The organism is Pseudomonas sp. BYT-1 (assembly GCF_023611805.1).
In the GTDB taxonomy this organism is placed as follows: Bacteria; Pseudomonadota; Gammaproteobacteria; order Pseudomonadales; family Pseudomonadaceae; genus Aquipseudomonas; species Aquipseudomonas guariconensis.
In genome coordinates, this window is the sequence record NZ_CP072559.1 from 122,856 (window position 1) to 147,415 (window position 24,560).

Annotated in this window: 24 protein-coding genes; 13 read left to right on the forward strand and 11 right to left on the reverse strand. The window is 63.1% G+C overall.

All coding sequences use genetic code 11. The annotated features are described in order from the left end of the window. The first annotated feature begins 3 nt into the window (after positions 1 to 3). Entirely contained in the window at positions 4 to 1,539 is a 1,536-nt protein-coding gene (locus tag J5X93_RS00595) for a SulP family inorganic anion transporter (RefSeq protein ID WP_250034260.1), read from the forward strand. 59 nt (positions 1,540 to 1,598) lie between these two features. Here J5X93_RS00595 and J5X93_RS00600 read toward each other — a convergent pair whose 3' ends face one another. After that, the gene (locus tag J5X93_RS00600; RefSeq protein WP_043207674.1) at positions 1,599 to 2,240 is read right to left on the reverse strand and encodes a hypothetical protein; all 642 of its coding nucleotides are present in this window, start codon (positions 2,238 to 2,240) and stop codon (positions 1,599 to 1,601) included. A 376-nt stretch (positions 2,241 to 2,616) separates the two neighbouring features. Between J5X93_RS00600 and coxB the strand changes: the two genes are divergently transcribed. The 4 genes from coxB to J5X93_RS00620 are packed head-to-tail and all read left to right on the forward strand — an operon-like array spanning position 2,617 to position 6,858. Next, positions 2,617 to 3,744, forward strand: a complete 1,128-nt coding sequence (gene coxB, locus J5X93_RS00605) for a cytochrome c oxidase subunit II (RefSeq protein WP_043207676.1) — start codon at positions 2,617 to 2,619, stop codon at positions 3,742 to 3,744. A 43-nt stretch (positions 3,745 to 3,787) separates the two neighbouring features. Then, complete coding sequence (gene ctaD, locus J5X93_RS00610; protein ID WP_043207679.1) at positions 3,788 to 5,377, forward strand: cytochrome c oxidase subunit I; 1,590 nt, start codon at positions 3,788 to 3,790, stop codon at positions 5,375 to 5,377. Positions 5,378 to 5,387: 10 nt separating this feature from the next. After that, on the forward strand, positions 5,388 to 5,954 hold the full coding sequence (locus J5X93_RS00615; protein WP_070575720.1) for a cytochrome c oxidase assembly protein: 567 nt from the start codon (positions 5,388 to 5,390) through the stop codon (positions 5,952 to 5,954). Positions 5,955 to 5,970: 16 nt separating this feature from the next. Then, a complete protein-coding gene (locus J5X93_RS00620; RefSeq protein ID WP_043207681.1) occupies positions 5,971 to 6,858 on the forward strand; it encodes a cytochrome c oxidase subunit 3 in 888 nt (295 codons plus the stop codon). Positions 6,859 to 6,915: 57 nt separating this feature from the next. Here the strand turns inward: J5X93_RS00620 and J5X93_RS00625 are convergent, their stop codons facing one another. Continuing rightward, positions 6,916 to 7,119: a twin transmembrane helix small protein gene (locus J5X93_RS00625; protein ID WP_043207682.1), complete on the reverse strand. Its 204-nt coding sequence runs from the start codon at positions 7,117 to 7,119 to the stop codon at positions 6,916 to 6,918. A gap of 63 nt (positions 7,120 to 7,182) precedes the next feature. Between J5X93_RS00625 and J5X93_RS00630 the strand changes: the two genes are divergently transcribed. From J5X93_RS00630 to J5X93_RS00650, 5 genes are read left to right on the forward strand one after another with little or no spacing between them, the layout of a single operon-like run. Continuing rightward, positions 7,183 to 7,923 (forward strand): SURF1 family protein, encoded by a 741-nt coding sequence (locus J5X93_RS00630; RefSeq protein WP_043207683.1) that lies wholly within the window; start codon positions 7,183 to 7,185, stop codon positions 7,921 to 7,923. Beyond that, complete coding sequence (locus tag J5X93_RS00635) at positions 7,889 to 8,473, forward strand: PA_0111/PP_0108 family redox-active disulfide protein (RefSeq protein ID WP_102082105.1); 585 nt, start codon at positions 7,889 to 7,891, stop codon at positions 8,471 to 8,473. Before J5X93_RS00630 ends, J5X93_RS00635 begins: the two co-directional genes overlap by 35 nt. A 9-nt stretch (positions 8,474 to 8,482) precedes the next feature. Further along, complete coding sequence (locus J5X93_RS00640; protein WP_090344084.1) at positions 8,483 to 9,556, forward strand: COX15/CtaA family protein; 1,074 nt, start codon at positions 8,483 to 8,485, stop codon at positions 9,554 to 9,556. Further along, positions 9,541 to 10,440 (forward strand): heme o synthase, encoded by a 900-nt coding sequence (gene cyoE / locus J5X93_RS00645; RefSeq protein ID WP_250034262.1) that lies wholly within the window; start codon positions 9,541 to 9,543, stop codon positions 10,438 to 10,440. Before J5X93_RS00640 ends, cyoE begins: the two co-directional genes overlap by 16 nt. Continuing rightward, on the forward strand, positions 10,437 to 11,069 hold the full coding sequence (locus tag J5X93_RS00650; protein ID WP_070575736.1) for an SCO family protein: 633 nt from the start codon (positions 10,437 to 10,439) through the stop codon (positions 11,067 to 11,069). Before cyoE ends, J5X93_RS00650 begins: the two co-directional genes overlap by 4 nt. A gap of 118 nt (positions 11,070 to 11,187) precedes the next feature. Here the strand turns inward: J5X93_RS00650 and J5X93_RS00655 are convergent, their stop codons facing one another. The 3 genes from J5X93_RS00655 to J5X93_RS00665 form a co-directional block, all read right to left on the reverse strand. After that, positions 11,188 to 11,958 carry a MetQ/NlpA family ABC transporter substrate-binding protein gene (locus tag J5X93_RS00655; RefSeq protein ID WP_250034264.1) on the reverse strand — a complete coding sequence of 257 codons (771 nt, stop codon included), beginning with the start codon at positions 11,956 to 11,958 and terminating at the stop codon, positions 11,188 to 11,190. A gap of 64 nt (positions 11,959 to 12,022) precedes the next feature. Next, positions 12,023 to 12,694 carry a methionine ABC transporter permease gene (locus J5X93_RS00660; protein ID WP_043207697.1) on the reverse strand — a complete coding sequence of 224 codons (672 nt, stop codon included), beginning with the start codon at positions 12,692 to 12,694 and terminating at the stop codon, positions 12,023 to 12,025. Then, positions 12,694 to 13,701, reverse strand: coding sequence for a methionine ABC transporter ATP-binding protein (locus J5X93_RS00665; protein WP_043207700.1), 1,008 nt, complete (start codon positions 13,699 to 13,701; stop codon positions 12,694 to 12,696). Before J5X93_RS00665 ends, J5X93_RS00660 begins: the two co-directional genes overlap by 1 nt. 206 nt (positions 13,702 to 13,907) lie before the next feature. Between J5X93_RS00665 and katE the strand changes: the two genes are divergently transcribed. Beyond that, positions 13,908 to 16,067: a catalase HPII gene (katE, locus tag J5X93_RS00670; protein ID WP_284454594.1), complete on the forward strand. Its 2,160-nt coding sequence runs from the start codon at positions 13,908 to 13,910 to the stop codon at positions 16,065 to 16,067. Positions 16,068 to 16,148: 81 nt separating this feature from the next. Here the strand turns inward: katE and J5X93_RS00675 are convergent, their stop codons facing one another. The 4 genes from J5X93_RS00675 to zur form a co-directional block, all read right to left on the reverse strand. Beyond that, positions 16,149 to 16,856: a PA5502 family lipoprotein gene (locus J5X93_RS00675; protein ID WP_250034268.1), complete on the reverse strand. Its 708-nt coding sequence runs from the start codon at positions 16,854 to 16,856 to the stop codon at positions 16,149 to 16,151. Between the two features lie 129 nt (positions 16,857 to 16,985). Next, positions 16,986 to 17,768, reverse strand: a complete 783-nt coding sequence (gene znuB / locus J5X93_RS00680; protein ID WP_043207707.1) for a zinc ABC transporter permease subunit ZnuB — start codon at positions 17,766 to 17,768, stop codon at positions 16,986 to 16,988. After that, the gene (gene znuC / locus J5X93_RS00685; protein WP_043207710.1) at positions 17,761 to 18,534 is read right to left on the reverse strand and encodes a zinc ABC transporter ATP-binding protein ZnuC; all 774 of its coding nucleotides are present in this window, start codon (positions 18,532 to 18,534) and stop codon (positions 17,761 to 17,763) included. Before znuC ends, znuB begins: the two co-directional genes overlap by 8 nt. Continuing rightward, positions 18,531 to 19,016 (reverse strand): zinc uptake transcriptional repressor Zur, encoded by a 486-nt coding sequence (gene zur, locus J5X93_RS00690; protein ID WP_043207713.1) that lies wholly within the window; start codon positions 19,014 to 19,016, stop codon positions 18,531 to 18,533. Before zur ends, znuC begins: the two co-directional genes overlap by 4 nt. A 66-nt stretch (positions 19,017 to 19,082) precedes the next feature. Between zur and J5X93_RS00695 the strand changes: the two genes are divergently transcribed. Continuing rightward, positions 19,083 to 19,988 (forward strand): zinc ABC transporter substrate-binding protein, encoded by a 906-nt coding sequence (locus tag J5X93_RS00695; RefSeq protein ID WP_090344078.1) that lies wholly within the window; start codon positions 19,083 to 19,085, stop codon positions 19,986 to 19,988. Between the two features lie 112 nt (positions 19,989 to 20,100). Here J5X93_RS00695 and J5X93_RS00700 read toward each other — a convergent pair whose 3' ends face one another. Continuing rightward, entirely contained in the window at positions 20,101 to 21,051 is a 951-nt protein-coding gene (locus J5X93_RS00700; protein ID WP_043207718.1) for a homoserine kinase, read from the reverse strand. 69 nt (positions 21,052 to 21,120) lie between these two features. Further along, positions 21,121 to 21,408, reverse strand: a complete 288-nt coding sequence (locus J5X93_RS00705) for a DUF2782 domain-containing protein (protein ID WP_043207720.1) — start codon at positions 21,406 to 21,408, stop codon at positions 21,121 to 21,123. Positions 21,409 to 21,483: 75 nt separating this feature from the next. Here J5X93_RS00705 and polA point away from each other — a divergent pair, with 75 nt between their 5' ends. Continuing rightward, complete coding sequence (gene polA, locus J5X93_RS00710) at positions 21,484 to 24,249, forward strand: DNA polymerase I (RefSeq protein ID WP_182816869.1); 2,766 nt, start codon at positions 21,484 to 21,486, stop codon at positions 24,247 to 24,249. The last annotated feature ends 311 nt before the right edge of the window (positions 24,250 to 24,560 follow it).

The window sequence follows — 24,560 nt, forward strand, 5'->3', positions numbered from 1 at the left end:
TTCATGGTGAACAAGACACAGATCAAAGCGGCATTGCCGCGAGAGTTGTTGGCCTCGGTGGTGGTCTTCCTGGTGGCGCTGCCCCTGTGCATGGGCATCGCGATCGCTTCTGGCATGCCACCTGCCAAGGGCCTGATCACCGGCATCATCGGCGGCATCGTAGTGGGCTTTTTGGCCGGCTCGCCCCTGCAGGTCAGTGGGCCGGCGGCAGGCCTGGCGGTGCTGGTGTTCGAGCTGGTGCGCCAGCATGGCATGGCCATGCTGGGGCCTATCCTGTTGCTGGCGGGGCTGTTGCAGTTGGTGGCAGGACGCCTGCGCCTGGGCTGCTGGTTCCGGGTCACGGCGCCTGCGGTGGTGTATGGGATGCTCGCGGGTATCGGTGTGCTGATCGTGCTGTCCCAAGTGCACGTGATGTTCGACAGCGCGCCACAGCCCTCGGGTGTGGAAAACCTGCTGGGCTTCCCGGCAACACTGGCCTCGGCGCTGCCCTTGGAGCGCGCGGGCAATGGCTGGCAGGCCGGTGCCCTAGGCCTGGGCACCATTGCTTTGATGTGGGCATGGGAACGGTGGCGGCCGCAGCACCTGCGCTTTGTACCTGGCGCGCTGTTGGGCGTCGCGGCGATGACCGCTGTCAGCCTGTGGCTGGCCCTGCCGGTGAACCGGGTGCAGGTGCCGGCGGATTTGTCCGAAGCCATCGACTGGCTGCGCCCGGATGATCTGCTCAGGCTGGCCGACCCTTCCCTGCTGGTCGCGGCCTTCGCACTGGCCTTCATCGCCAGCGCCGAAACCCTGCTGTCCGCCGCTGCGGTGGACCGCATGCACAGCGGCCAGCGCTCGGACTTCGATCGGGAACTGTCGGCGCAGGGGCTGGGCAACATGTTGTGCGGCGTGCTCGGTGCGCTGCCGATGACCGGGGTCATCGTGCGCAGCTCGGCCAATGTCCAGGCCGGTGCGCAGACCCGCTGGTCGGCGATTTTCCATGGCCTGTGGCTGCTGGCCTTCGTGGTGGCGCTTAGCAGTGTGCTGCAGCAGATCCCGGTGGCCAGCCTGGCGGGTGTGCTGGTGTACACCGGTATCAAACTGGTGGACTTCAAGGCATTCCGGGGGCTGGGCCGCTATGGCCGCATGCCGATGTTCACCTATGCCGCGACGGCGCTGGCGATCATCTTCACCGACTTGCTGACTGGCGTGCTGCTGGGCTTTGCCCTGACCCTGCTCAAGCTGGCGCTCAAGGCGGCGCGGCTGAAGATCGGCCTGGTCACCCTGGCGCAACCCGGGCACATGGAGCTGCGCCTGAGCGGCGCGGCGACGTTCCTCAAAGTACCGGCGCTGACCCAGGTGCTGGAGCGCGTGCCGCAAGGGACCACGCTGCACGTGCCGTTGGGCAACCTGAGCTATATCGACCACTCCTGCCTTGAACTGCTCGAAGACTGGGGGCGCAGCAATGCGGCCAAGGGGTCTCGCTTGGTGATCGAGCAGCGCAGGCTCAAGCGGCGTATCGAGGGGCGCCTGCGCACGACGGCGGGTGTTGGGGCCTGACACAAAAGGGGCCGCTTTGCGGCCCGTTCGCGGGTAAACCCGCCCATGCGTCAGGTGGATCAGACCGGCTGGCCGAGCTCCACGCCCAGCTGGCGGGACAGGCAGGGCCAGCGCTTCCAGGCCGCGCCGGTTTCGGGGCTGCAGAGTTTCTCCCGGTAAGTCTCGACCGACTCCACGGCAAAACTCTCGTCGTCGAGCATTTCGTCCACCGAGTGGTGCACCACTTCATCCAACTGGTTGGCGAAGGTTTCGCCGATCAACTGATGGGCGATCAGGTTGGCCACGGTGGTGTCCACCGGGATCAGCGGCTGCTGGAAGTGACGGATGTACAGGTCATTGACCTCTTCGACCAGGCGATGGGCCAGGTAGGCTTCGTCCAGCAGGCAATCCAGGCCGACATGGCCTTGCATGACGCTGGGCGGTTGCAGGAAGTAGGCTTCGGCGATTTTCAGCACCGGCTTGATCTGCGACTCGATCCCGGCTTCGCGGGCCACCTCATGGGCGGCCTCCAGCAGTTCCGGAACCTGATCGATGTAGGCGCTGACGAAGCGCGCCAGAGTACCCTGGGCATCCTGCTCAGGCAGTTGGATCGATGGATGCAGATGCGGCAGTTGTTGTTCCAGGCGCTGTTTCAGTTGGCCGGTCTGGCCCTCGTGTTGGTGGGCGTGGGTGATCTGCTCGCGGACAGCAGCGATGTTCATGACAACTCCAGGGACAAGGCGTTACAAACGGAAGACACTAAGTTAGCTCGCTTACCAGAATGCCTAAGACGCATTTGTTATAACCCCGAGGCACGTCTGTCTGCGTGGTTATATCAATATGCCACCATTTTGCTCTATCCCTGTAACTGCAAGCCTTTCAAGCGATTACGTCAATCGGTGAAGTTGTTTTCATGGCCTTCGTTGCGTGCCATTGGTCGCTGTCTATACTCGGGTTGAACGTGATTCGTTGATGAGGCCCGACTGCCATTTGCAGGGGCTCGGTCGTCGAAGCCAGGCAGTCTTGGCCGCCATCCCCTCCTTAGCCGTACGGTCGTCCACGCCTCCGGGACAACAAGAACGATAAGGGGAACCCGCAATGATGCGACATCCACATGTCTGGATGGGCCTCCTGTTGTGGTTGGTGTTTGGCCAGGCACAAGCCGCCTGGACCGTGAACATGGCACCGGGGGCGACGGAAGTTTCCAACGCCGTGTTCGACCTGCACATGACCATTTTCTGGATCTGCGTGGTCATCGGCATCGTGGTGTTCGGCGCGATGTTCTGGTCGATGGTCATCCACCGCCGCTCCACCGGCCAGGAGCCTGCGCATTTCCACGAGCACACCTGGGTCGAGATCCTCTGGACCGTCGTTCCCTTCCTGATTCTCGTGGCCATGGCCATCCCGGCCACTAAGACCCTGATCGACATCTATGACGCCAGCGAGTCGGACCTCGACATCCAGGTCACCGGCTACCAATGGAAGTGGCACTACAAGTACCTAGGCCAGGACGTAGAGTTCTTCAGCAACTTGGCCACGCCCACTGACCAGATCCACAACAAGGCGCCCAAGGACGAGCATTACCTGCTGGAAGTCGACCAGCCGCTGGTGCTGCCGGTCGGGGCCAAGGTGCGGTTCCTGGTGACTGCCGCCGATGTCATCCACTCCTGGTGGGTGCCGGCCTTCGCGGTCAAGCGTGACGCCATTCCGGGCTTCGTCAACGAGGCCTGGACGCGCATCGAGAAACCCGGCATCTACCGCGGCCAGTGCACCGAACTGTGCGGCAAGGACCATGGCTTCATGCCGGTGGTGGTCGAGGTCAAGTCCAAGGCCGACTACGACGCCTGGCTGGGCGAGCGAAAAGCCGAGGCTGCCAAGCTCAAGGAGCTGACCAGCAAGGAGTGGACGCTTGAGGAATTGGTCGAGCGCGGCGACAAGGTCTACCACACCACCTGCGTGTCCTGTCACCAGGCCGAGGGCCAGGGCCTGCCGCCGATGTTCCCAGCGCTCAAGGGCTCGAAGGTCGCCACAGGGCCTAAGGAAGAACACCTGAACATTGTGTTCCACGGCCGTCCCGGTACCGCCATGGCTGCGTTCGGCAAGCAACTTTCGGAAGTCGACATCGCCGCCGTGGTGACCTACGAGCGCAACGCCTGGGGCAACAACAAAGGTGACATGGTCACGCCGAAAGACGTGCTGGCGCTCAAGCAGGCAGACGCGCAATGAACCGGGTAACTCGCGGCAATCAATGGATTGCAGGAGACAGGACATGAGTGCAGTGATCGACGACCACGCCCACGGCCATGACCACGCCCACGGCCCGGCCAAGGGCCTGATGCGCTGGGTGCTGACCACCAACCACAAGGACATCGGCACGATGTACCTGTGGTTCGCCTTCACCATGTTCCTGCTCGGTGGCTCCTTTGCCATGGTGATCCGCGCCGAGCTGTTCCAGCCGGGGCTGCAGATCGTGGAACCGGCGTTCTTCAACCAGATGACCACCATGCACGGCCTGATCATGGTGTTCGGCGCGGTGATGCCGGCCTTCGTCGGCCTGGCCAACTGGATGATTCCGCTGATGATCGGCGCGCCGGACATGGCCTTGCCGCGGATGAACAACTTCAGCTTCTGGCTGTTGCCAGCGGCCTTCCTGCTGCTGGTCTCGACCCTGTTCAGCCCAGGCGGAGGCCCCAACTTCGGCTGGACTTTCTATGCCCCGCTGTCCACCACCTACGCGCCGGCCAGCGTGACGTTCTTCATCTTCGCCATCCACCTGATGGGGATCAGCTCGATCATGGGCGCGATCAACGTGATCGCCACCATCCTCAACTTGCGTGCCCCGGGCATGACGCTCATGAAGATGCCGCTGTTCGTCTGGACCTGGCTGATCACCGCGTTCTTGCTGATTGCGGTGATGCCGGTGCTGGCTGGCGTGGTAACCATGATGCTGATGGACATCCACTTCGGCACAAGCTTCTTCAGCGCTGCCGGCGGGGGCGATCCGGTGTTGTTCCAGCACGTGTTCTGGTTCTTCGGGCACCCTGAGGTGTACATCATGATCCTGCCGGCCTTCGGTGCGGTCAGCTCGATCATTCCGGCCTTTTCGCGCAAGCCGCTTTTCGGCTACACCTCGATGGTCTATGCCACTGGCGCGATCGCCTTCCTGTCGTTCATTGTTTGGGCCCACCACATGTTTGTGGTCGGAATTCCGGTGGTTGGCGAGCTGTTCTTCATGTACGCCACCATGCTCATCGCCGTGCCCACGGGGGTGAAGGTGTTCAACTGGGTCAGCACCATGTGGCAGGGTGCACTGACCTTCGAGGCGCCGATGCTGTTCGCCATCGCGTTCGTCATCCTGTTCACCATCGGTGGGTTCTCCGGGCTGATGCTGGCCATCGCCCCGGCGGACTTCCAGTATCACGACACCTACTTCGTCGTGGCCCATTTCCACTACGTACTGGTGCCCGGGGCGATCTTCGGCATCTTCGCCTCGGCCTACTACTGGCTGCCGAAATGGACCGGACACATGTACGACGAAACCCTGGCCAAGCTGCATTTCTGGCTTTCGTTCGTGGGCATGAACCTGGCCTTCTTCCCGATGCACTTCGTGGGGCTGGCCGGCATGCCTCGGCGTATTCCGGATTACAACCTGCAGTTCGCCGACTTCAACATGGTGTCGTCGATCGGGGCCTTCACCTTCGGTGCCACGCAGATCCTGTTCCTGTTCATCGTCATCAAGTGCATCCGCGGCGGCGCGCCGGCACCGGCCAAGCCTTGGGATGGCGCCGATGGCCTGGAGTGGACGGTGCCTTCGCCGGCGCCTTACCACACCTTCCAGACACCACCGGATGTGAAGTGAGGCGCCGGGCATGAACGGCCTTTCGCTCAGACGCCTGGTCACGCGCCTCTTGATGCTGGCGGTGCTGATGTTCGCCTTTGGTTTTGCCCTGGTGCCCATCTACGACGTGATGTGCAAGGCCTTCGGCATCAATGGCAAGACCGGCGGGCAATACGAGGGCAGCCAGGTGAGTGACCCGTCGCGCACGGTGCGGGTGCAGTTCATGTCCACCAACGCCAGCGACATGGTCTGGGACTTCTATTCCACCGCCGATCAGCTGGAGGTCAATCCGGGCGCGGTCAACCAGATGATTTTCATCGCCCGCAACCCCACCGACCGGCCCATGAGTGCCCAAGCCATACCCAGCATCACCCCGGCCGAGGCCGCGGCGTATTTCCACAAGACCGAGTGCTTCTGCTTCACCCAGCAGGTGCTGCAACCCGGTGAGCGCATCGAGATGCCCGTGCGGTTCATCGTCGATCGCGACCTGCCGGCCAATGTGAAGCACCTGACACTGGCCTACACCTTGTTCGACATCACCGCTCGCCACCCACCGGTCGCTCATGTCGCGGCCCAGGACGTCCAGGGCGCCCGCTAAGGGAAGGAGAACAGCAATGGCAAGTCATGAGCACTATTACGTCCCGGCGCAGAGCAAGTGGCCGATCATCGCGACCATCGGGATGTTCATCACGGTGTTCGGCCTGGGGACCTGGTTCAACGATCTCAAGGCCGGTCACCCCGAGTCCCATGGGCCACTGATCTTCTTCGTCGGCGCGCTGTTTCTGGCCTACATGCTGTTCGGCTGGTTCGGTGCGGTGGTCAAGGAAAGCCACGCCGGGCTCTATAGCGCGCAGATGGACCGCTCGTTCCGCTGGGGCATGAGCTGGTTCATCTTCTCGGAGGTGATGTTCTTCCTGGCGTTCTTCGGCGCGCTGTTCTACGTGCGAGTTCTGGCCGGCCCCTGGCTCGGCGGCGAGGGACACAAGGGCATCGCCCATATGCTGTGGCCAACGTTCGAGTTCGCCTGGCCGTTGTTGCATACACCGGATCCGAAGCTGTTTCCGCCACCGAAGGAAATCATCGATCCGTGGCACCTGCCACTGATCAACACCATCTTGCTGGTGAGCTCCAGCGTGACCATCACCATCGCCCACCATGCCCTGCGCAAGAACCATCGTGGGCCGCTCAAGCTGTGGCTGGGGCTGACCATCCTGCTGGGCTTGTCGTTCCTGGCGTTGCAGGCCTTCGAGTACCACGAGGCCTATACCGAACTGGGCTTGACGCTGGGTTCAGGGATCTACGGCGCGACCTTCTTCATGCTCACCGGCTTCCACGGTGCCCACGTGACCTTGGGCACGCTGATCCTGATCGTGATGTTCTGCCGCGTGCTACGCGGGCATTTCGATCCGGACAAGCACTTTGGTTTCGAGGCGGCGAGCTGGTACTGGCACTTTGTCGATGTGGTGTGGGTCGGGTTGTTCATCTTCGTGTACGTGCTCTGAACTGAGGGCAACTGCCTTTAGAGAACTCCGACGGACCAGATGGGAGCGGGTGAAAACTTAGAAGGGGGCGTGGGAGACCAGTTGGCCGCTGATCAGGCCCCAGGCCACCAGGGCGATTGTCAAGGTGGCCAGGGTGACTCGCACGGTCAGGGCTTTGAGCAAGCGGGTCGAGTGTTCGTCGTCCTTGACCAGGAACACCAGCCCGCTGAACAGGCTGGCAATGGTGGCCAACAGCATCAGGACAATCGCGGCCTTGAGCATGGCGAAACTCCGGGGGGATGCGGTGATGAAATCAAGTATAGCGATCGACCTGGCGAGGACACGGTGAAGCCGTTTCGCCCAGGCCTGGTACCAACCTTGGTGGTGCTCGCGCTGCTGCCGGGCCTGATCGCGCTCGGCTGTTGGCAACTGGGCCGTGCCGATGAAAAACGTGCACTGCTGGCAACCTTCGCCGAACGCAGGATCGAGGCGCCCCTGGCCGGCGGCCAACTGCCACAGGTGGCCAACCCGGCCTATCGTCGCGTGCACCTGTATGGCCGCTTCGATGGTGAACACAGCCTACTGCTGGACAACAGCATTCGCGACGGCCGGGCGGGTGTGGAGGTGCTGCAACCGTTTCATGACCAGGCCAGCGGCCTGTGGCTGCTGGTCAACCGGGGCTGGCTGCCCTGGCCGGATCGTCGCGAGCCGGTCCGTTTCGAGACACCTGCCCAAGCCTTGGCGCTCGAGGCCTGGGTCTATGTCGCGCCGGGCGCCACCTTCCAGCTGCACCCAGACCCGGTCGGCGGCCAGTGGCCACATCTACTGACCGCCGTCGACCCTGCCCAACTGTGGCAACAGCTCGGCCGTGAGGGTTTTGCCCATGAACTGCGTCTGGAACACGGCCCGGCCAGCTACCGGCTGGACTGGCCGGTGGTCGCCTTGGGTCCGGAAAAACACCTGGGCTACGCCGTGCAGTGGTTCGCCCTGGCCACGGCGCTGGTGCTGCTTTACCTCTACTTCGGCTGGCATGACAAAAAGGAGAACCCCCATGGGCGGCGTAACGAGTCCACTGGACGTGCCTGAACGTGGCAAACCCAGAAGCCGCGGGCGTTTGCAGCTGATCCTGATCCTGTTGGTGGTGTTGGGCCCAATGATCCTGGCCACCAGCATGTACAAGCTGCAGTTCTGGGTGCCAGAGGGGCGCAGCTACCACGGCGAGATGATCGGCAACGGCCAAAGCCGCGCGGATATCGGCATCGATGCCCAAGAGGCACGCTGGCAATTGCTGGTCAGCGCCCCGGCTACCTGCATCGAGGATTGCCAGCGACTGGTCTATCTGGCCCGGCAGATCCAGATTGGCCTGGGCCGCGATGCAAGCCGCGCCAGCCATGCCCTGGCCGCCGCCCAGCCATTGCCCGGCGAATTCCAGGGCACGCTCGAGCGTGAATACCCGCAATTGCAACGTTACCCGCTGGATACCCAGCGTTATGGCCAGAAGGTCGATGTACCCGGTCCGCAGCTGTGGATTGTCGATCCCCACGGCAACCTGGTGCTGCGCTACGACGCCAAGGTCAACGGTAAACAGGTGCTCGACGACCTGCGCCATCTGCTCAAGCTGTCCAACATCGGCTAGGAGGCCGCCATGGCCAGACCCGGATACCGCCTTGCTGTGTTTGCCACCGTGCTGGCGCTGCTGGTCGTGCTGCTCGGTGCTTATACTCGCCTGACCCACGCTGGCCTGGGTTGTCCCGACTGGCCTGGCTGCTACGGCTTCATTGGCGTGCCCAAGACCGAAGCCCAACTGGCACACGCCGAGCTGCGCTTCCCGGACCATCCGGTGGAGGAGGCCAAGGGCTGGGCCGAGATGGTCCACCGCTACTTTGCCGGCACACTGGCGACGGTGATCGCGCTGCTGGCCTTCCAGGCGGTGCGCCGTCATGCCCGGGACGGCCAGCCGTACCGCCTGCCGGTGCTGTTGCTAGGGGTGGTGCTCGCCCAGGCGGCGTTCGGCATGTGGACGGTCACGCTCAAGCTATGGCCGCAGGTGGTCACTGCCCATTTGCTGGGCGGCTTCACCACGCTCAGTCTGCTGTTCCTGCTATCGCTGCGTCTATCTCGCGCGTTTGCGCCGTTGCCCAAGCTGCCTTTGAGTCTGCGTCGGGTGGCGGCGCTGGCGCTGCTGGTGGTGATCGGGCAGATCGCCTTGGGGGGCTGGGTCAGTGCCAACTATGCCGCGGTGGCCTGCATCGATCTGCCCACCTGCCACGGTCAATGGTGGCCGGCGGCGGACTTCAGCAACGGCTTTCACCTGACCCAGCACGTGGGGCCCAACTACCTCGGTGGACAACTGGACAGTGATGCCCGCACCGCCATTCACATCAGTCACCGGCTCGGCGCGCTGATGGTCGTTGCGGTGTTGCTGATGTTGAGCTGGAAGCTGCACCGCAACGGTCTCACCGGGCTGGCTCGTCTGGTGCTGCTGGTGCTGGGCGTGCAGGTCAGCCTGGGTATCAGCAACGTACTGTTCCATCTGCCGTTGGGGGTGGCCGTTGCGCACAACGCGGGCGGTGCTCTTTTGCTGCTGAGCATGGTGCTGGTGAATTACCGGATTCGCGTGGTGGACAAGGTCCGTGTTGGCCATGGCTGGCGACTCACACCGGTCACCAGTGCAGGTGGCACCGTGCACACGAGGGCTGACGCGTGGCGACGCTTCTGAGTGAACGCCCGGCGCGAGCCGGGTGGCGCGACTACCTGGAGCTGACCAAGCCCAAGGTGGTGCTCCTGATGCTGATCACCTCGCTGGCGGGAATGTTCTTGGCCACCCGGGCCGGGGTGCCTTGGCCCATCCTGTTGTTCGGCAACCTAGGCATAGCCCTCTGCGCCGGGGGCGCGGCGGTGGTCAACCATGTGGTGGACCGGCGCATCGATGCACTGATGGCCCGTACCCACAAGCGACCGCTGGCTGACGGCCGGGTCGCGCCCTTGCCGGCGCTGGGCTTCGCACTGGCCTTGTCGCTGACGGGTATGGCCGTGCTGCTGGTCTTCACCAACGCCCTCACCGCCTGGCTCACCCTTGCCTCGTTGCTGGGCTATGCGGTGATCTACACCGGGTTTCTCAAGCGCGCCACGCCGCAGAATATCGTCATCGGTGGCCTGGCGGGTGCAACGCCGCCGTTGCTGGGCTGGGTGGCGGTCAGTGGGCATGTGAGCGCCGAGCCGTTGCTGCTGGTGCTGATCATTTTCGCCTGGACCCCGCCGCACTTCTGGGCCCTGGCCATCCACCGCAAGCAGGAGTACGCCAAGGCGGACATCCCCATGCTGCCGGTGACCCACGGCGAGCGCTACACCAAGCTGCACATTCTGCTCTATACCCTGGTGCTGCTGGCGGTGAGCCTGCTGCCATACGTCATCCACATGAGCGGCCCGCTCTACTTGATCTGTGCCTTGGCCCTGGGCCTGCGCTTTCTCCACTGGGCCTGGGTGTTGTACCGTGGCACCAGGCCGCACGCTGCGATCAAGACCTTCAAGTACTCTATCGGGTACTTGTTCCTGCTGTTCATCGCACTGCTTTTGGACCACTACCTGTTGCCGAACCTATGACCCGAACCCAGAAAACCGTCTTCATCCTCGTCGCCGTCGTCGCCTTGATCCTCGGCCTGACCGTCAACAAGGTGCTCAATGGTCGCAGCGAGGCGAACCCGGCCGAGCTGATCGACGCCGGCATCATTCTGCTACCTCAGAGCCGCACCGTGCCGGACGTGACCATGACCGACCAGGACGGCCGGCCCGTGGCGCTGGATCAGCTCAAGGGCAAGTGGTCGCTGCTGTTCTTCGGCTACACCTACTGCCCCGACATCTGCCCGACTACCCTGGCCCAGTTGCGTCAGGTCAAGAGCGAGTTGCCCAAGGAGGCGCTGGAGCGCTTGCAAGTGGTGTTGGTGAGCGTGGACCCGAACCGGGACACACCGAACCAGCTCAAGCAGTACCTGGGCTATTTCGACAAGGACTTCGTGGGGTTGACGGGGTCGATCGAAGATACCCAGGCGCTGGCCAATGGGCTAAGCATTCCGTTCATTCCGGCTGATACCAGCAAGCCTGGATATACGGTCGATCACAGCGGCAACCTGGCGGTGGTCGGCCCGGATGGTCGCCAGCGTGGTTTCATCCGTGCGCCGATGAACAACCAGAAGCTGGTGGCGCAGCTGCCAGGGTTGGTCAAGCGGGACTGAACCCGCGGCTGAAAAGCTTCGCGGGTAAACCCGCTCCCCCAGGTTCACCGCGGCGCTTTGGCCTGTGGCGTCTCTGTGGGAGCGGGTTTACCCGCGAAACATTCAGCGCGCAGACGGCTTAGAACGCCGGAATCACCGCACCTTTGTACTTCTCGGTGATGAACTGCTTCACCTCGGGCGAATGCAGGGCGGCAGCCAGTTTCTTGATGGCGTCGGCATCCTTGTTGTCCGGACGGGCAACCAGGATGTTCACGTAGGGCGAATCGCTGCCTTCGATGACCAGGGCGTCCTTCTCAGGGTTGAGTTTGGCCTCCAGCGCGTAGTTGGTGTTGATCAGCGCCAGGTCGACCTGGGTCAGCACGCGTGGGATGGTGGCCGCCTCCAGCTCGCGGAACTTCAGGCCCTTGTCGTTGCCGGTGATGTCCTTGACGGTCGAGAGGATGTTCTTGTTGTCCTTGAGCTTGATCACACCGGCCTTGTCCAGCAGCAACAGGGCGCGGCCACCGTTGGTGGCATCGTTGGGGATGACCACAGTGGCGCCGGACGGCAGTTCGTCGAGCTTCTTGAGCTTGCTCGAGTAGGCGCCCAGCGGCTCCAGGTGTACGCCGGCGACGCTGACCAGATTCGTGCCCTTGGCCTTGTTGAACTCATCCAGGTACGGCTGGTGCTGGAAGAAGTTGGCGTCCAGGCGCTTTTCGACCACTTGCACGTTCGGCTGGATGTAGTCGGTGAATTCCTTCACCTTCAGCTCCACCCCTTCCTTGGCCAGTTGCGGCTTCACGAAGTTGAGGATCTCGGCATGCGGAACCGGGGTGGCCGCGACGGTGAGGGACTCGGCGTTGGCCGAGAAGGCCGCGACAGCGGCGACGACAGCAAGCAGCTTCTTCATTGATCACTCCTTGTGAGGGCCGCGACGGCCCCCGAACGGGTCGGCCAGGCCGACCCCATTGGGGTTACTTACGGGAAAAATGCACGACCAGTTTGTCGCCGACACTTTGCAGAACTTGAACCAGGATCAGCAGCAGGATCACGGTGACCACCATCACATCGGTCTGGAAACGCTGGTAGCCGAAGCGGATGGCCAGGTCGCCCAGACCGCCGGCACCGACCACGCCGGCCATGGCGGTATAGGACACCAGGGTGATGGCAGTGACGGTGATGGCGGCGAAGATGCCTGGCCGGGCTTCGGGCAGCAGGGCATTGGTGATGATCTGGCGGGTGGTGGCGCCCATCGACTGGGTGGCCTCGATGATGCCGCGGTCTACTTCACGCAGGGCGGTTTCCACCAAGCGTGCGAAGAATGGCGTCGCACCCACCACCAGCGGCGGGATTGCACCGGCGACACCCAGCGAAGTGCCGGTGATCAGCACGGTGATCGGGATCATGACGATGAGCAGGATGATGAACGGCAGCGAGCGCAACACGTTGACCACCAGCGATAGCAGCGCATAAACGCCTTTTTGTTCGAACATCTGCCGCGGTCCGCAGAGGAACAGCAGCACGCCCAGGGGCAAGCCCAGCAGCACGGTGAAGAACAGCGAGCCGAACAACATGATCATGGTGTCGATGCTGGCCAGCCAGATTTCGGCCCAGTCGACGTTGGCGAAGAAATTAAGAGCGTCCATCAACGCAGTACCTCCATATGAACATCAGCAGCCTTGAAGCGGGCGAACGCCGCTTCCATGTCGCCGCCAGTGACGGCGAGCGTGAGCTGTCCATAGGGGACGTCCTTGATACGGTCGATACGTCCGGCCAGGATGCTGTAGTCAACGCCAGTCTCCCGGGCCACGGTGCCCAGAAGCGGTGCGTAGGTGGCATCGCCCTGGAAGGTCAGGCGCACGATACGCCCTGGTACGTGGGCGAAGTCATCGCGCTGCTCGCTTTCGTCCACCTGCTCATCTTCCTGGACGAAGCGCTTGGTGGTCGGGTGCTGCGGATGCAGGAACACATCGGCCACCGCGCCTTGCTCGACGATCTGCCCGGCATCCATCACTGCCACGCGGTCGCAGACCCGGCGGATCACGTCCATTTCGTGGGTGATCAGCACGATGGTCAGCTTCAGCTCACGGTTGATCTCGGCCAGCAACTGCAGCACCTGGGCCGTGGTTTGCGGATCCAGAGCGCTGGTGGCCTCGTCGCACAGGAGGATCTTGGGGTTGGTGGACAAGGCACGGGCGATACCCACGCGCTGCTTCTGGCCACCGGAAAGCTGGGCGGGGTACTTCTTGGCGTGGTCCGACAGCCCGACGCGAGCCAGCAGTTCGGTCACACGCTTGTCGATCTCGCTACGCGACAGCTCGCCAGCCAAGGTCAATGGCAGCGCGACGTTGTCGGCGACGGTCTTGGAGGCCAGCAGGTTGAAGTGCTGGAAGATCATCCCGACCTGCTGGCGGAAGCGGCGCAGCTGGTTGGCGTCGAAGGCGGTGACATCTTCACCGTCGACGATGATCTTGCCGCCGCTTGGGGCCTCCAGGCGGTTGATCAGGCGCAGCAAGGTGCTCTTGCCGGCGCCGGAATGCCCGATCAGGCCGAACACCTGGCCATTTTCAATGGTCAGGCTGGTCGGGTTCAGGGCGGGGATATCCCTACCGGCGACGCGGTAGGTCTTGTGGACATGTTGAAACTCGATCACTGAGCGAACCTTGTGGGGCGCATGGAATTTGGGTCAGCGGTTAGCCGGGGTCGCGCATTTTAGCCTTTTCCCATAGTTGTTCTTAGCATTTATTTCGTCATCAACCAATCCGCTGGGCATAACGCGACAACCGGTAATCCGATTGAACGCTCACGGGGCGCCTCCAGTCACTACAGGAACGAGCCCGAACGGGGCGCCTGAAAGCCATGACGAGGAGAACCGACATGCCAAAGACTCCGGATTCGCCCAGGGACAGCCAGCTGGCCGGAACCCACACGCCTGACCGGGCCAACACCAACGCCAAGGTGCAAAGCCTGGAAAGCGTGCGCAGCGATGCCACCGGCCAGGCCCTGCGCACCAATCAAGGTGTGAAGATTGCCGACAACCAGAACACCCTCAAGGCCGGCGTGCGTGGGCCTTCGCTGCTCGAAGACTTCATCATGCGCGAGAAGATCACTCACTTCGACCATGAGCGGATCCCCGAGCGCATCGTCCATGCCCGTGGCACCGGTGCTCATGGCTACTTTCAGAGCTATGGCTGCCACGCGCAGTTGACCAAGGCAGGCTTCCTGCAGGATCCGCAGAAAATCACGCCTGTGTTCGTGCGGTTTTCCACTGTGCAGGGCCCGCGCGGCTCGGGTGACACCGTGCGCGACGTGCGCGGCTTTGCCGTCAAGTTCTACACCGACGAGGGCAACTTCGACCTGGTGGGGAACAACATGCCGGTGTTCTTCATCCAGGATGCGATCAAGTTCCCGGATTTCGTCCATGCGGTGAAACCCGAACCGCACAACGAAGTTCCCACCGGGGCGTCGGCCCACGACACCTTCTGGGATTTCGTCTCACTGGTACCGGAATCGGCGCACATGGTCATGTGGGCGATGTCCGATCGGGCCATTCCGCGCAGCCTGCGCATGATGGAAGGCTTTGGCGTACACACCTTCCGCCTGATCAATGCCCAGGGCGAGGCCACATTCGTGAAGTTCCACTGGAAGCCGCGCCAGGGCGTGCACTCGGTGCTCTGGGACGAGGCGCAGAAACTTGGCGGCAAGGACCCGGACTTCCATCGCCGCGACCTGTGGGAGGCGATCGAGACCGGTGATTATCCCGAGTGGGAGCTGGGCGTGCAGATCGTGCCGGAGGCAGACGAGCACAATTTTGACTTCGACCTGCTCGACCCGACCAAGATCATTCCCGAAGAACTGGTGCCCGTGACGCCGCTGGGCAAGATGGTGCTCAACCGCAATCCGGACAACTTCTTCGCTGAAGTCGAGCAGATCGCCTTCTGTCCCGGGCATATTGTGCCGGGAATCGACTTCACCAACGACCCGTTGCTGCAGGGGCGTCTGTTCTCCTACACCGATACCCAGCTCAGCCGCCTGGGCGGGCCGAACTTCCATGAAATTCCGATCAACCGGCCGATCGTACCCAACCACAGCAGCCAGCGTGATGCCATGCACCGCATGACCATCGACAAGGGGCGTGCCTCCTATGAGCCCAATTCCATCGATGGCGGTTGGCCCAAGGAAACGCCGCCAGCACCCCATGGCGGTGGCTTCGAGAGTTATCAGGAGCGCATCGACGGGCACAAGATCCGTCAGCGTAGCGACTCTTTCAGCGACCATTTCTCCCAGGCGCGGTTGTTCTTCCAGAGCATGAGCCCGACCGAGCAGCAGCACATCATCAAGGCCTACAGCTTCGAGCTGGGCAAGGTCGAGCGCGAGGCGATCCGGGTGCGGGAGGTGAACGAGATCCTGGCCAACATCGACTTGGACCTCGCCGCAGCCGTGGCGACCAACCTCGGCTTGCCGGCGCCCAAGGCCGCAACGGTGCAGGTCAAGGGATCGACGCCAGCGCAATCACCGGCGCTGAGCCAGATGAACCACCCCGGCAGTGTGGGCATCAAGGGACGCAAGATTGCCTTGTTGGTGGCCGATGGGGTGGAAGGCGCCAGTGTCGATCGGCTGGTGAAGGCTTTCGAAGCCCAAAGCGCACGCGTGCTTGTTCTGGGGCCGACGTCGGCGCCGGTGACGACTGCCGAGGGCAAGGCGTTGGCGGTGGATGCCTCCATGGAGGGGATGCCATCGGTAATGATCGATGGATTATGGGTGCCGGCCGGCAAGGCGGCGCTGGAGGCGCTGGGGAAAAGTGGTTTGGCCAAGCATTATCTGCTTGAGGCCTACAAGCACCTCAAGCCCATGGGAATGGCCAGCGAGGGCAAGGCATTGCTCAATGCCTTGGGCTTGAACGAGGATGCAGGCTTGCTGCTGGGGGATGATCAGCAGGCGGTAGATGCCTTCGTGAAAGCGCTGGAGCAACATCGGGTGTGGGCGCGGGAGGCGGTGGCCGAGGCAATCCCGGCGTAGGCCAGGCTGTGTTTAGCCAGTTCCCGCGCTGTGCGGGAGCTGGCCATGCCTGCGATTGGGGCGCAGCGCGCCCCGCAATGCTCAGGGCTGACGTGGGACCAGCACTACCTGCGCAGGCAGCGAGCGCTGGATTTCATGGCGCTGGTTCAGCTCGAAACCGCTATCGAGCTTGCGCACGCGCTTGTCGAGCAAGGTCTTGAGCCAGGGTGCATCGTCGGTGCGCGGCACCTGAAACACCACATCGCACTGGTAGTTCACCACATCGGCGGCGATGTCATCGAGCTGGCGGCGCATGGCGCGGATGTCGGTGGTCTTGAGCGCCACCACGGTGCTCGGCGCACTGGGGTCGATGACGCGGGCCTTGGGCTTGGCCTCGGCGGCCTTGAGCGCGGCCTCGGCCTTTTCAAGTTCGGCCTTGCGCGCCTGGGCCACGGCGTCGCCCCCCGTGATTGCCGGGGCCTGGGGCATCAGCGCGCGGGCACGGGCCAGCGCGGTCGCGGCAGCATTGACGTCGCCCTTCTGCAGCACGATCTGGCTGCGCTGCAGGTAGGCTTCGGCCAGTTGGCGTTGGTACTGCTCAAGGCGTGCATCGTCTGGCGATTGTGCCTGCAACGCGGCCAACTGGTCTTCAGCGGTGGCCAGCTCATTGCTGGCAATGCTTTGTTGCAGCGCTTGCCAGGCATCGGTCTGGGCAGGCGCGTTCGACTGTTCAGACGGAGTGCTGGAGCAGGCCGCCAAGAACAGGGAAAAAACGGCAACAAGCAGAAAACGGGAGGCGAACGGCTTCATTCCTGCGACTCTCTATTTGCGCAAAAAGCGAGCAAGTCTACACCCTGGTGCGCACGCTCGAAAATAAGTCTTACAGACCCTTTACCTGACAAAAGGTTGCAGGATGCACCTGCGCGCATCCTTAAATTTTCAGCGCTTGGGCAACGCCAGGCTCAGCAAGAATAGCACCGCGGCGCACACCACGATCGACGGGCCGGCCGGGGTGTCCTTGAACCATGACATCGCCAGCCCGCCACAGACGGCGACCACGCCTAACAGGCTGGCGCCCAGGGCCATCTGCTCCGGTGAGCGGGCGTGACGCTGTGCCGCAGCGGCGGGAATGATCAGCAGCGAGGTGATCAGCAGTACACCGACGATCTTCATGGCCACGGCGATGACCACGGCAATCAACAGCATCAAGGCCAGGCGCAGGCTCGCCACCGGCAAGCCTTCGACCATCGCCAGTTCCTCATGTACGGTCACGGCCAGCAGCGGACGCCACAAGGCCGCGAGCAACAGCAGGACCACGACGCTGCCGCCCAGGATCCAGGCCAAGTCGGTGGGGCTGATGGCCAACAGATCGCCAAACAGGTAGGCCATCAGGTCGATGCGCACGTCGTGCATGAAACTCAATGCCACCAGCCCCAGGGACAACGTACTCGGTGCCAGGATGCCAAGCAGGGTGTCGGAGGCCAGCGGCTGGCGTTGTTGCAGGGTGACCAGCAGGATCGCCAGCAATAGGCAGCCGACGGTCACCGCCAGGGCGGGGCTGACATCCAGCGCCAGGCCCAGGGCGACTCCAAGCAATGCCGCGTGGGACAGGGTATCGCCGAAATAAGCCATGCGCCGCCAGACGACGAACGATCCCAAGGGGCCGGCCACCAGGGCCAGGGACAAGCCTGCGAGCAGGGCGTAGAGAAGAAAATCAGCCATGCTTGCAGTGCTCTCCATGAACGTGGGCGCCAGGGGCGATCACCGAGCCGTGCAGGTCGTGGCGGTGATCGTGATGGTGATGGTAGATGGCCAGGCTCGGGGCGTTCTGGCCGAACAGTTCGACGAACGCCGGATCGCCGCTGACCTGCTCCGGATGCCCGGAACAACACACGTGGCGGTTCAGGCACACCACCTGGTCGGTGGTGCTCATGACCAGGTGCAGGTCGTGGGAGACCATCAGCACGCCGCAACCGTGGCGGTCGCGCAGGCGGGTTATCAAGCTGTACAGCTCGGCCTGGCCGGCCACATCCACGCCTTGCACGGGTTCATCGAGCACCAGCAACTCCGGTTCGCGTAGCAGCGCACGAGCCAGCAGCACACGCTGCATCTCGCCGCCGGAGATGGTCTGGATCGGGCTGTCGATCACCTGTTCGGCGCCGACTTCCTGCAAGGCCGCCAGCGCTGCGGCGCGGTCCACTCCCGGTACCAGGCGCAGGAAGCGCAGCACCGACAGCGGCAGGGTGGGGTCGACCTGGATCTTTTGCGGCATGTAGCCGATACGCAGCCGAGGCTTGCGCCAGACCTTGCCACGGTGCGGTTTGAGCAGGCCGAGCACGGCGCGCACCAGCGTGGTCTTGCCGGCGCCGTTGGGGCCGATGAGGGTGACAATCTGGCGAGGTGCCACCGACAGGTCGATGCTGTCGAGCACCGATTCGCCGGCAAAGGTGACGCCGACCTGTTCGAGGCGGATCAACGCGTCGCTCATGCCTGCCCCCGGCAGCTGCCGCACAGGCCGACCACTTCGACGGTCTGCGTTTCGACGGTGAAGCCTACGCCCTTGGCGCTGGTGATGATGGCCTCGCTGATGCTTTGCTGTTCGAGCTCGATGGCCACATGGCAGGCGCGGCAGATCAGGAACTGGCCCTGATGCACGTGCTCGGGGTGGCTGCAGCCGATGAAGGCATTGAGCGAGGCGATGCGGTGGACCAGGCCGTTTTCCAAAAGAAAATCCAAGGCGCGGTACACGGTCGGCGGCGCAGCGCGGCGGCCGTCCTGTTCGCTCAGCACGGCCAGGATGTCGTAGGCACCCAGCGGCTTGTGGCTCTGCCAGACCAGTTCCAGCACCCGGCGGCGCAAGGCGGTCAGGCGCAGGCCCTGGCGTGTGCACAGGGCGTCGGCCTCGGCCAGTGCACTGTGCACGCAGTGGGAATGATCATGAGGACGGTTGGCCAGCGGCGTGATGGACATGGGCGGCGACGGTTCTGGACAGAGACGTTATTATGTTACCTCTTTCTGGCCCGCCGAGTACTCACCGTGTCCCGATTGCTTGCCCTTTTTGTCGCTTTCATCGCCTTCTCGGCCCACGCCGAGGTGCGCGTGTTGACCAGTATCAAACCATTGCAGCAGATCGCCGCGGCGGTCCAGGACGGCGTTGGCAGCCCGGATGTGTTGTTGCCGCCGGGCGCTTCGCCGCATAACTATGCCTTGCGCCCTTCCGATGTGCGGCGCGTGGCCAATGCTGACCTTTTGTATTGGATCGGCCCGGACATGGAAAGCTTCCTGCCCCGGGTGATCAACGGCCGTACCAAGCCTAGCGTTGCGGTGCAGTCGCTCCAAGGCATGCACCTGCGCCATTTTGGCGAGGACAGCCATGCCCATGAGGATGACGGCGATGACCATGATCATGATCACCGCCCGGGCAGCCTGGATGCGCACTTGTGGCTGTCGTCGGCCAACGCGCGGGTGATCGCGGCGAAGATGGCCAGCGACCTGGCCGCCACCGATCCGACGAATGCCGCTCGTTACCAGGCCAACCTCAAGGCCTTCATCGACCGTCTGGATGCCTTGGACCTGCGCATCAAGGCCCGGGTAGCAGGTGTCGAAAGCAAGCCGTACTTCGTGTTCCATGAGGCTTTCGATTACTTCGAGGCGGCATATGGCCTCAAGCACACCGGTGTGTTCAATGTGGCCGCCGAGGTACAGCCGGGCGCGCAGCATGTCGCGGCCATGCGCAAACGCCTGCAGGAAGTGGGCAAGACCTGTGTGTTCAGTGAGCCGCCACTGCGCCCGCGCTTGGCCGAAACACTGACGGCTGGTCTGCCGGTGCGTCTGGCCGAGCTCGATGCCTTGGGAGGGAACGATCCTGTGGATGCCAAAGGCTATGAGCGGTTGCTGGAGAAGCTGGGCAATGAGCTGACGGGGTGCCTGGAGCAGCTGTGAATCGATGGAGGCGTTTTCGCGGGAAAACCCGCTCCTACAGGGATAGCGCCACCTTTCAAGGCTGGCGCTGATGCTGTTGGGAGCGGGCTAGCCCGCGAAGAAGCAGACGAGGTCAGAGGGCGAACGGCAGGCCCAGTGCCACTTGCTGACGGTGCGCCAGGCGCACCTCGAACTCGCTCGGGTCGTGGATCATCACGTCCATTCCGGCAAACGCCTGGGCCGCGATCAGGCGCGACAGCCAGAACCGCACGCATGCCACGCGCAGCATGACCGGCCACAACTCGGCTTCGGCAGCGGTGAACGGACGCAGTGCAGCATAGGCGGCCAGCAGCGCTTGGGCGCGTGGCACATCGATGCCTCCGGCTTCATCCAGGCACCAGTCGTTCACGGTGATGGCGATGTCATACAGCATCGGCCCCGAACAGGCGTTGTAGAAGTCGATCACGCCGGTCAGGTGCGTGCCTTCGAACATCACGTTGTCGCGGAACAGGTCGGCGTGCAGGTTGGCCCGTGGCAAGGCCAGGATCTGCGCTTTGTGCGCGTCGATCTCGTTCAGCGCAGCCTGCAGCATCTGGCCCTGCCCGGTATCCAGGCCTGGCATCAGCTCGGCCCCGGCCTCGAGCATCCAGATCAGGCCGCGGTCGGTGCGACGCTCGATGATGTGCTCGCGGGTGGCCAGGTGGATATGCGCCAGCAACTCGCCGACCTGGGCGCAGTGCTGGTTGTTCGGCGCCTTGATGTGCTTGCCCGACAGCCGTGGCTGCAGCAGCGCGGGCTTGCCGCACAGTTCGCGCAGGGCATTGCCGTCGCGGTCGCGCAGGGCGTAGGGCACTGGCATGTCGGCATCGTGCAGCACATCGAGCAATTCGATGAAGAACGGCATGTCCTCGGCTGGCCCGCGCTCGATCAGCGTCAGGACGAATTCCCCCTGCTCCAGGCTGACGAAGAAATTGCTGTTCTCGGTGCCGGCGGCGATGCCCTGGAAGTCGAGCAAGCGGCCCAGCTCATACGGCGCCAGAAAGGTTTCCAGCTCAGGCCGGGTCACAGGGGTGAAGACTGACATGATGAAAAGAAGCCCATGCGGGCACTTCCACCCGGAAGTGCCTGGTTGATGTGAACGATACGCCTCAGATTACCACTCGAAGATCTTCCAGGACGGAATGAGCATGTCCGGCTGGTCGGATCGAATGAAGTTACCTTCGGAGCCATCGGCGCGTACCAGGAAATAAGGCTTGCCGTGCTTGGGCGTCACCTTGATCGCATACAGGAAACCGTTCTGCCGGTACTCCTGGATGGTTTTGTCGCCTTCCGTGCGAATGGTTACATCGGGATCTGCCGATGGGGCGTCTTCCGCCGCCAGGGTGACGACTGGCATGGTGGCCAACAGACCGAGCAGTAACAGGCGATTGAGTGTACGCATGATAACCTTGTCCCTTTGTCGTCAATTGTTCCCGCTATTCTAGCGCCGGACCTGCCGAAAAGGTTGATTCTCCTCATGAGCCAAGCGCCCCTCGTCCTGGTGGACGGTTCCTCCTACCTCTACCGCGCCTTTCATGCGCTGCCGCCGCTGACCACCTCAAAGGGCATGCCCACGGGTGCGGTCAAGGGTGTGCTGAACATGCTCAAGAGCCTGCGCAAGCAGTATCCGGACAGCCTCTTCGCGGTGGTCTTCGACGCCAAGGGAGGCACGTTCCGCGATGCCATGTTCGCCGAATACAAGGCCAATCGCCCGAGCATGCCTGATGATCTGCGGGTGCAGATCGAGCCGCTGCATGCCAGCGTCAGGGCCTTGGGCTATCCCCTGCTGTGTGTCGAAGGTGTCGAAGCCGACGATGTCATCGGCACCCTGGCGCGCAGCAGCGCGGCCTTGAATCGGCCAGTGATCATCTCGACCGGCGACAAGGACATGGCGCAATTGGTGGACGGGCACATTACGCTGGTCAATACCATGACCGGTAGCGTGCTGGACGTCGCTGGCGTGCACGAGAAATTCGGTGTCGGTCCCGAGCACATCATCGACTTCCTCGCGCTGATGGGCGACAAGGTCGATAACATCCCCGGTGTGCCGGGGGTTGGCGAAAAGACCGCGGTCGGCTTGCTGACGGGTATCGGTGGCGGCCTGAGCGACTTGTACGCCAATCTCGACAAGGTACCGGGGCTGCCGATTCGTGGCGCCAAGGGCCTGCCGGCCAAGCTCGAGGAGCACCGCGAGGCGGCGTTCCTGTCCTACGAGTTGGCGACCATCAAGGTCGATGTGCCGCTGGACATCGAAGTCGAGGCGCTGGTGTGCGGCGAGCCGGACCGTGACGCATTGCTGGCGCTCTATACCGAGATGGAGTTCAAGAGCTGGATCGCCGAGGTTCAGCGCGATGCGGCCCAGGCCGGTGACGTGGTCGCACCGCCCCCTGCGTCGCAGGCCAAGATCGAGCCCAAGTACGAAACCATTCTCGACCAGGCGCGCTTCGACGTCTGGCTCGACAAGCTGCGCCAGGCGCCGTTGTTCGCCTTCGACACCGAGACCACCAGCCTGGACGCACAGCAGGCGAAGCTGGTCGGCCTGTCGTTCGCGGTCGAGCCGCATGAGGCTGCCTATGTGCCGCTGGCCCATGACTACGAGGGCGCTCCGACGCAACTGGACCGCGACAGCGTATTGTTGGCGCTCAAGCCGCTGCTGGAAGACCCGGCCAAGGGCAAGATCGGTCAGAACGCCAAGTACGACATCAATATCCTGGCCAACTGTGCCCTGGGCGGCGACCCGGCGCAGGGCATCCAGATGCGCGGCGTAACCTACGACACCATGCTCGAATCCTACGTGCTGGATTCGACCGCCACCCGCCACGACATGGACAGCCTGGCGCTCAAGTACCTGGATCACAGCACCATCGCGTTCGAGGACATCGCCGGTAAAGGCGCAAAGCAGCTGACCTTCAACCAGATCCCGCTGGAAAAGGCCGGCCCTTACGCGGCCGAGGACGCCGATATCACCCTGCGCCTGCACCACGCCCTGCAGGAGCGTCTGGCCAAGACCCCCAGCGTGCAGCCGGTTTTGATGGACATCGAGATGCCTCTGGTGCCGGTGCTGGCCAAGATCGAACGCCAAGGGGCATTGGTCGATGCCGAGCTGCTCAAGGTGCAGAGCGGTGAGCTGGGCGTGAAGATGGCCGAGCTCGAGCGTGAAGCCTTCGCGCTTGCAGGCGAGGAATTCAACCTGGGCTCGCCCAAGCAGTTGGGTGTGATTCTCTACGACAAGCTGGGCATGCCGGTGCTGAGCAAGACCGCCAAGGGCCAGCCCTCCACGGCCGAAGCGGTGCTGGCTGAACTGGCCGAGCAGGATTACCCACTGCCTACGGTACTGATGGAATACCGTTCCCTGAGCAAGCTCAAGAGCACCTATACCGACAAGCTGCCAGAGCAGATCAACCCGCGCACCGGCCGGATCCACACCTCCTACCAGCAGGCTGTGGCCGCCACCGGGCGCCTGTCGTCCAGCGACCCGAACCTGCAGAACATTCCGGTGCGCACTGCCGAAGGCCGGCGGATTCGTCAGGCGTTCGTCGCCAGCCCCGGCTACAAGCTGCTGGCGGCCGACTATTCACAGATCGAACTGCGCATCATGGCCCATCTGGCCAAGGACGAAGGGCTGCTGCATGCCTTCCGCAACGACCTGGACGTGCACCGGGCTACCGCCGCGGAGGTTTTCGGCGTGCCGCTGGAGCAAGTCACCAACGACCAGCGCCGAAGTGCCAAGGCCATCAACTTTGGCCTGATCTACGGCATGAGCGCTTTTGGCCTGGCCAAGCAGATCGGTGTCGATCGCAAGCAGTCCCAAGACTATATCGACCGCTATTTCGCCCGCTACCCTGGCGTATTGGCGTACATGGAGCGCACTCGCGCCCAGGCCGCCGAGCAGGGCTTCGTCGAAACCTTGTTCGGTCGCCGCCTGTATTTGCCGGACATCAACGCGAAGAACCCGGCGCTGCGCAAGGGTGCCGAGCGCACCGCGATCAACGCGCCGATGCAGGGCACCGCGGCGGACATCATCAAGCGCGCCATGGTGGCTGTGGATAACTGGCTGACCGATAGCGGCCTGGATGCACGTGTGATCCTGCAGGTCCACGATGAACTGGTGCTGGAGGTGCGTGAGGACTTGGTCGAACAGGTACGGGAGCAGATCCGTCCCTACATGAGCAATGCCGCGCAGCTGGATGTGCCGCTGCTGGTGGAAGTGGGCATTGGCTCGAATTGGGACGAAGCTCACTGAATCGAGCAGGGCAAGCAGGATAGGATGTGTGGCGAGAGTCGTGGATCCACTGTCGGTTCAGCGCTGGCGGTTCTGAGGTTTCATGAAACTATCGCAAATAGTTTTCAGGGCCTTGGAACTAAACCGGTGAAGCGGGACTCAGAGTAACTGAATGGCTGGTGAAGCCTTTCGATGCTCCTATGTTGTGTTAAGTGTTGGCAGATACCCGGACCCCGCCCTAGCGGTCCGGACTTGAACCCCGAACTTCCCCCTCCCCATACGAAGTCCGGGGTTTTTTTTGCCTGGAATTTGGCGACCGACTTGCGCCTGGC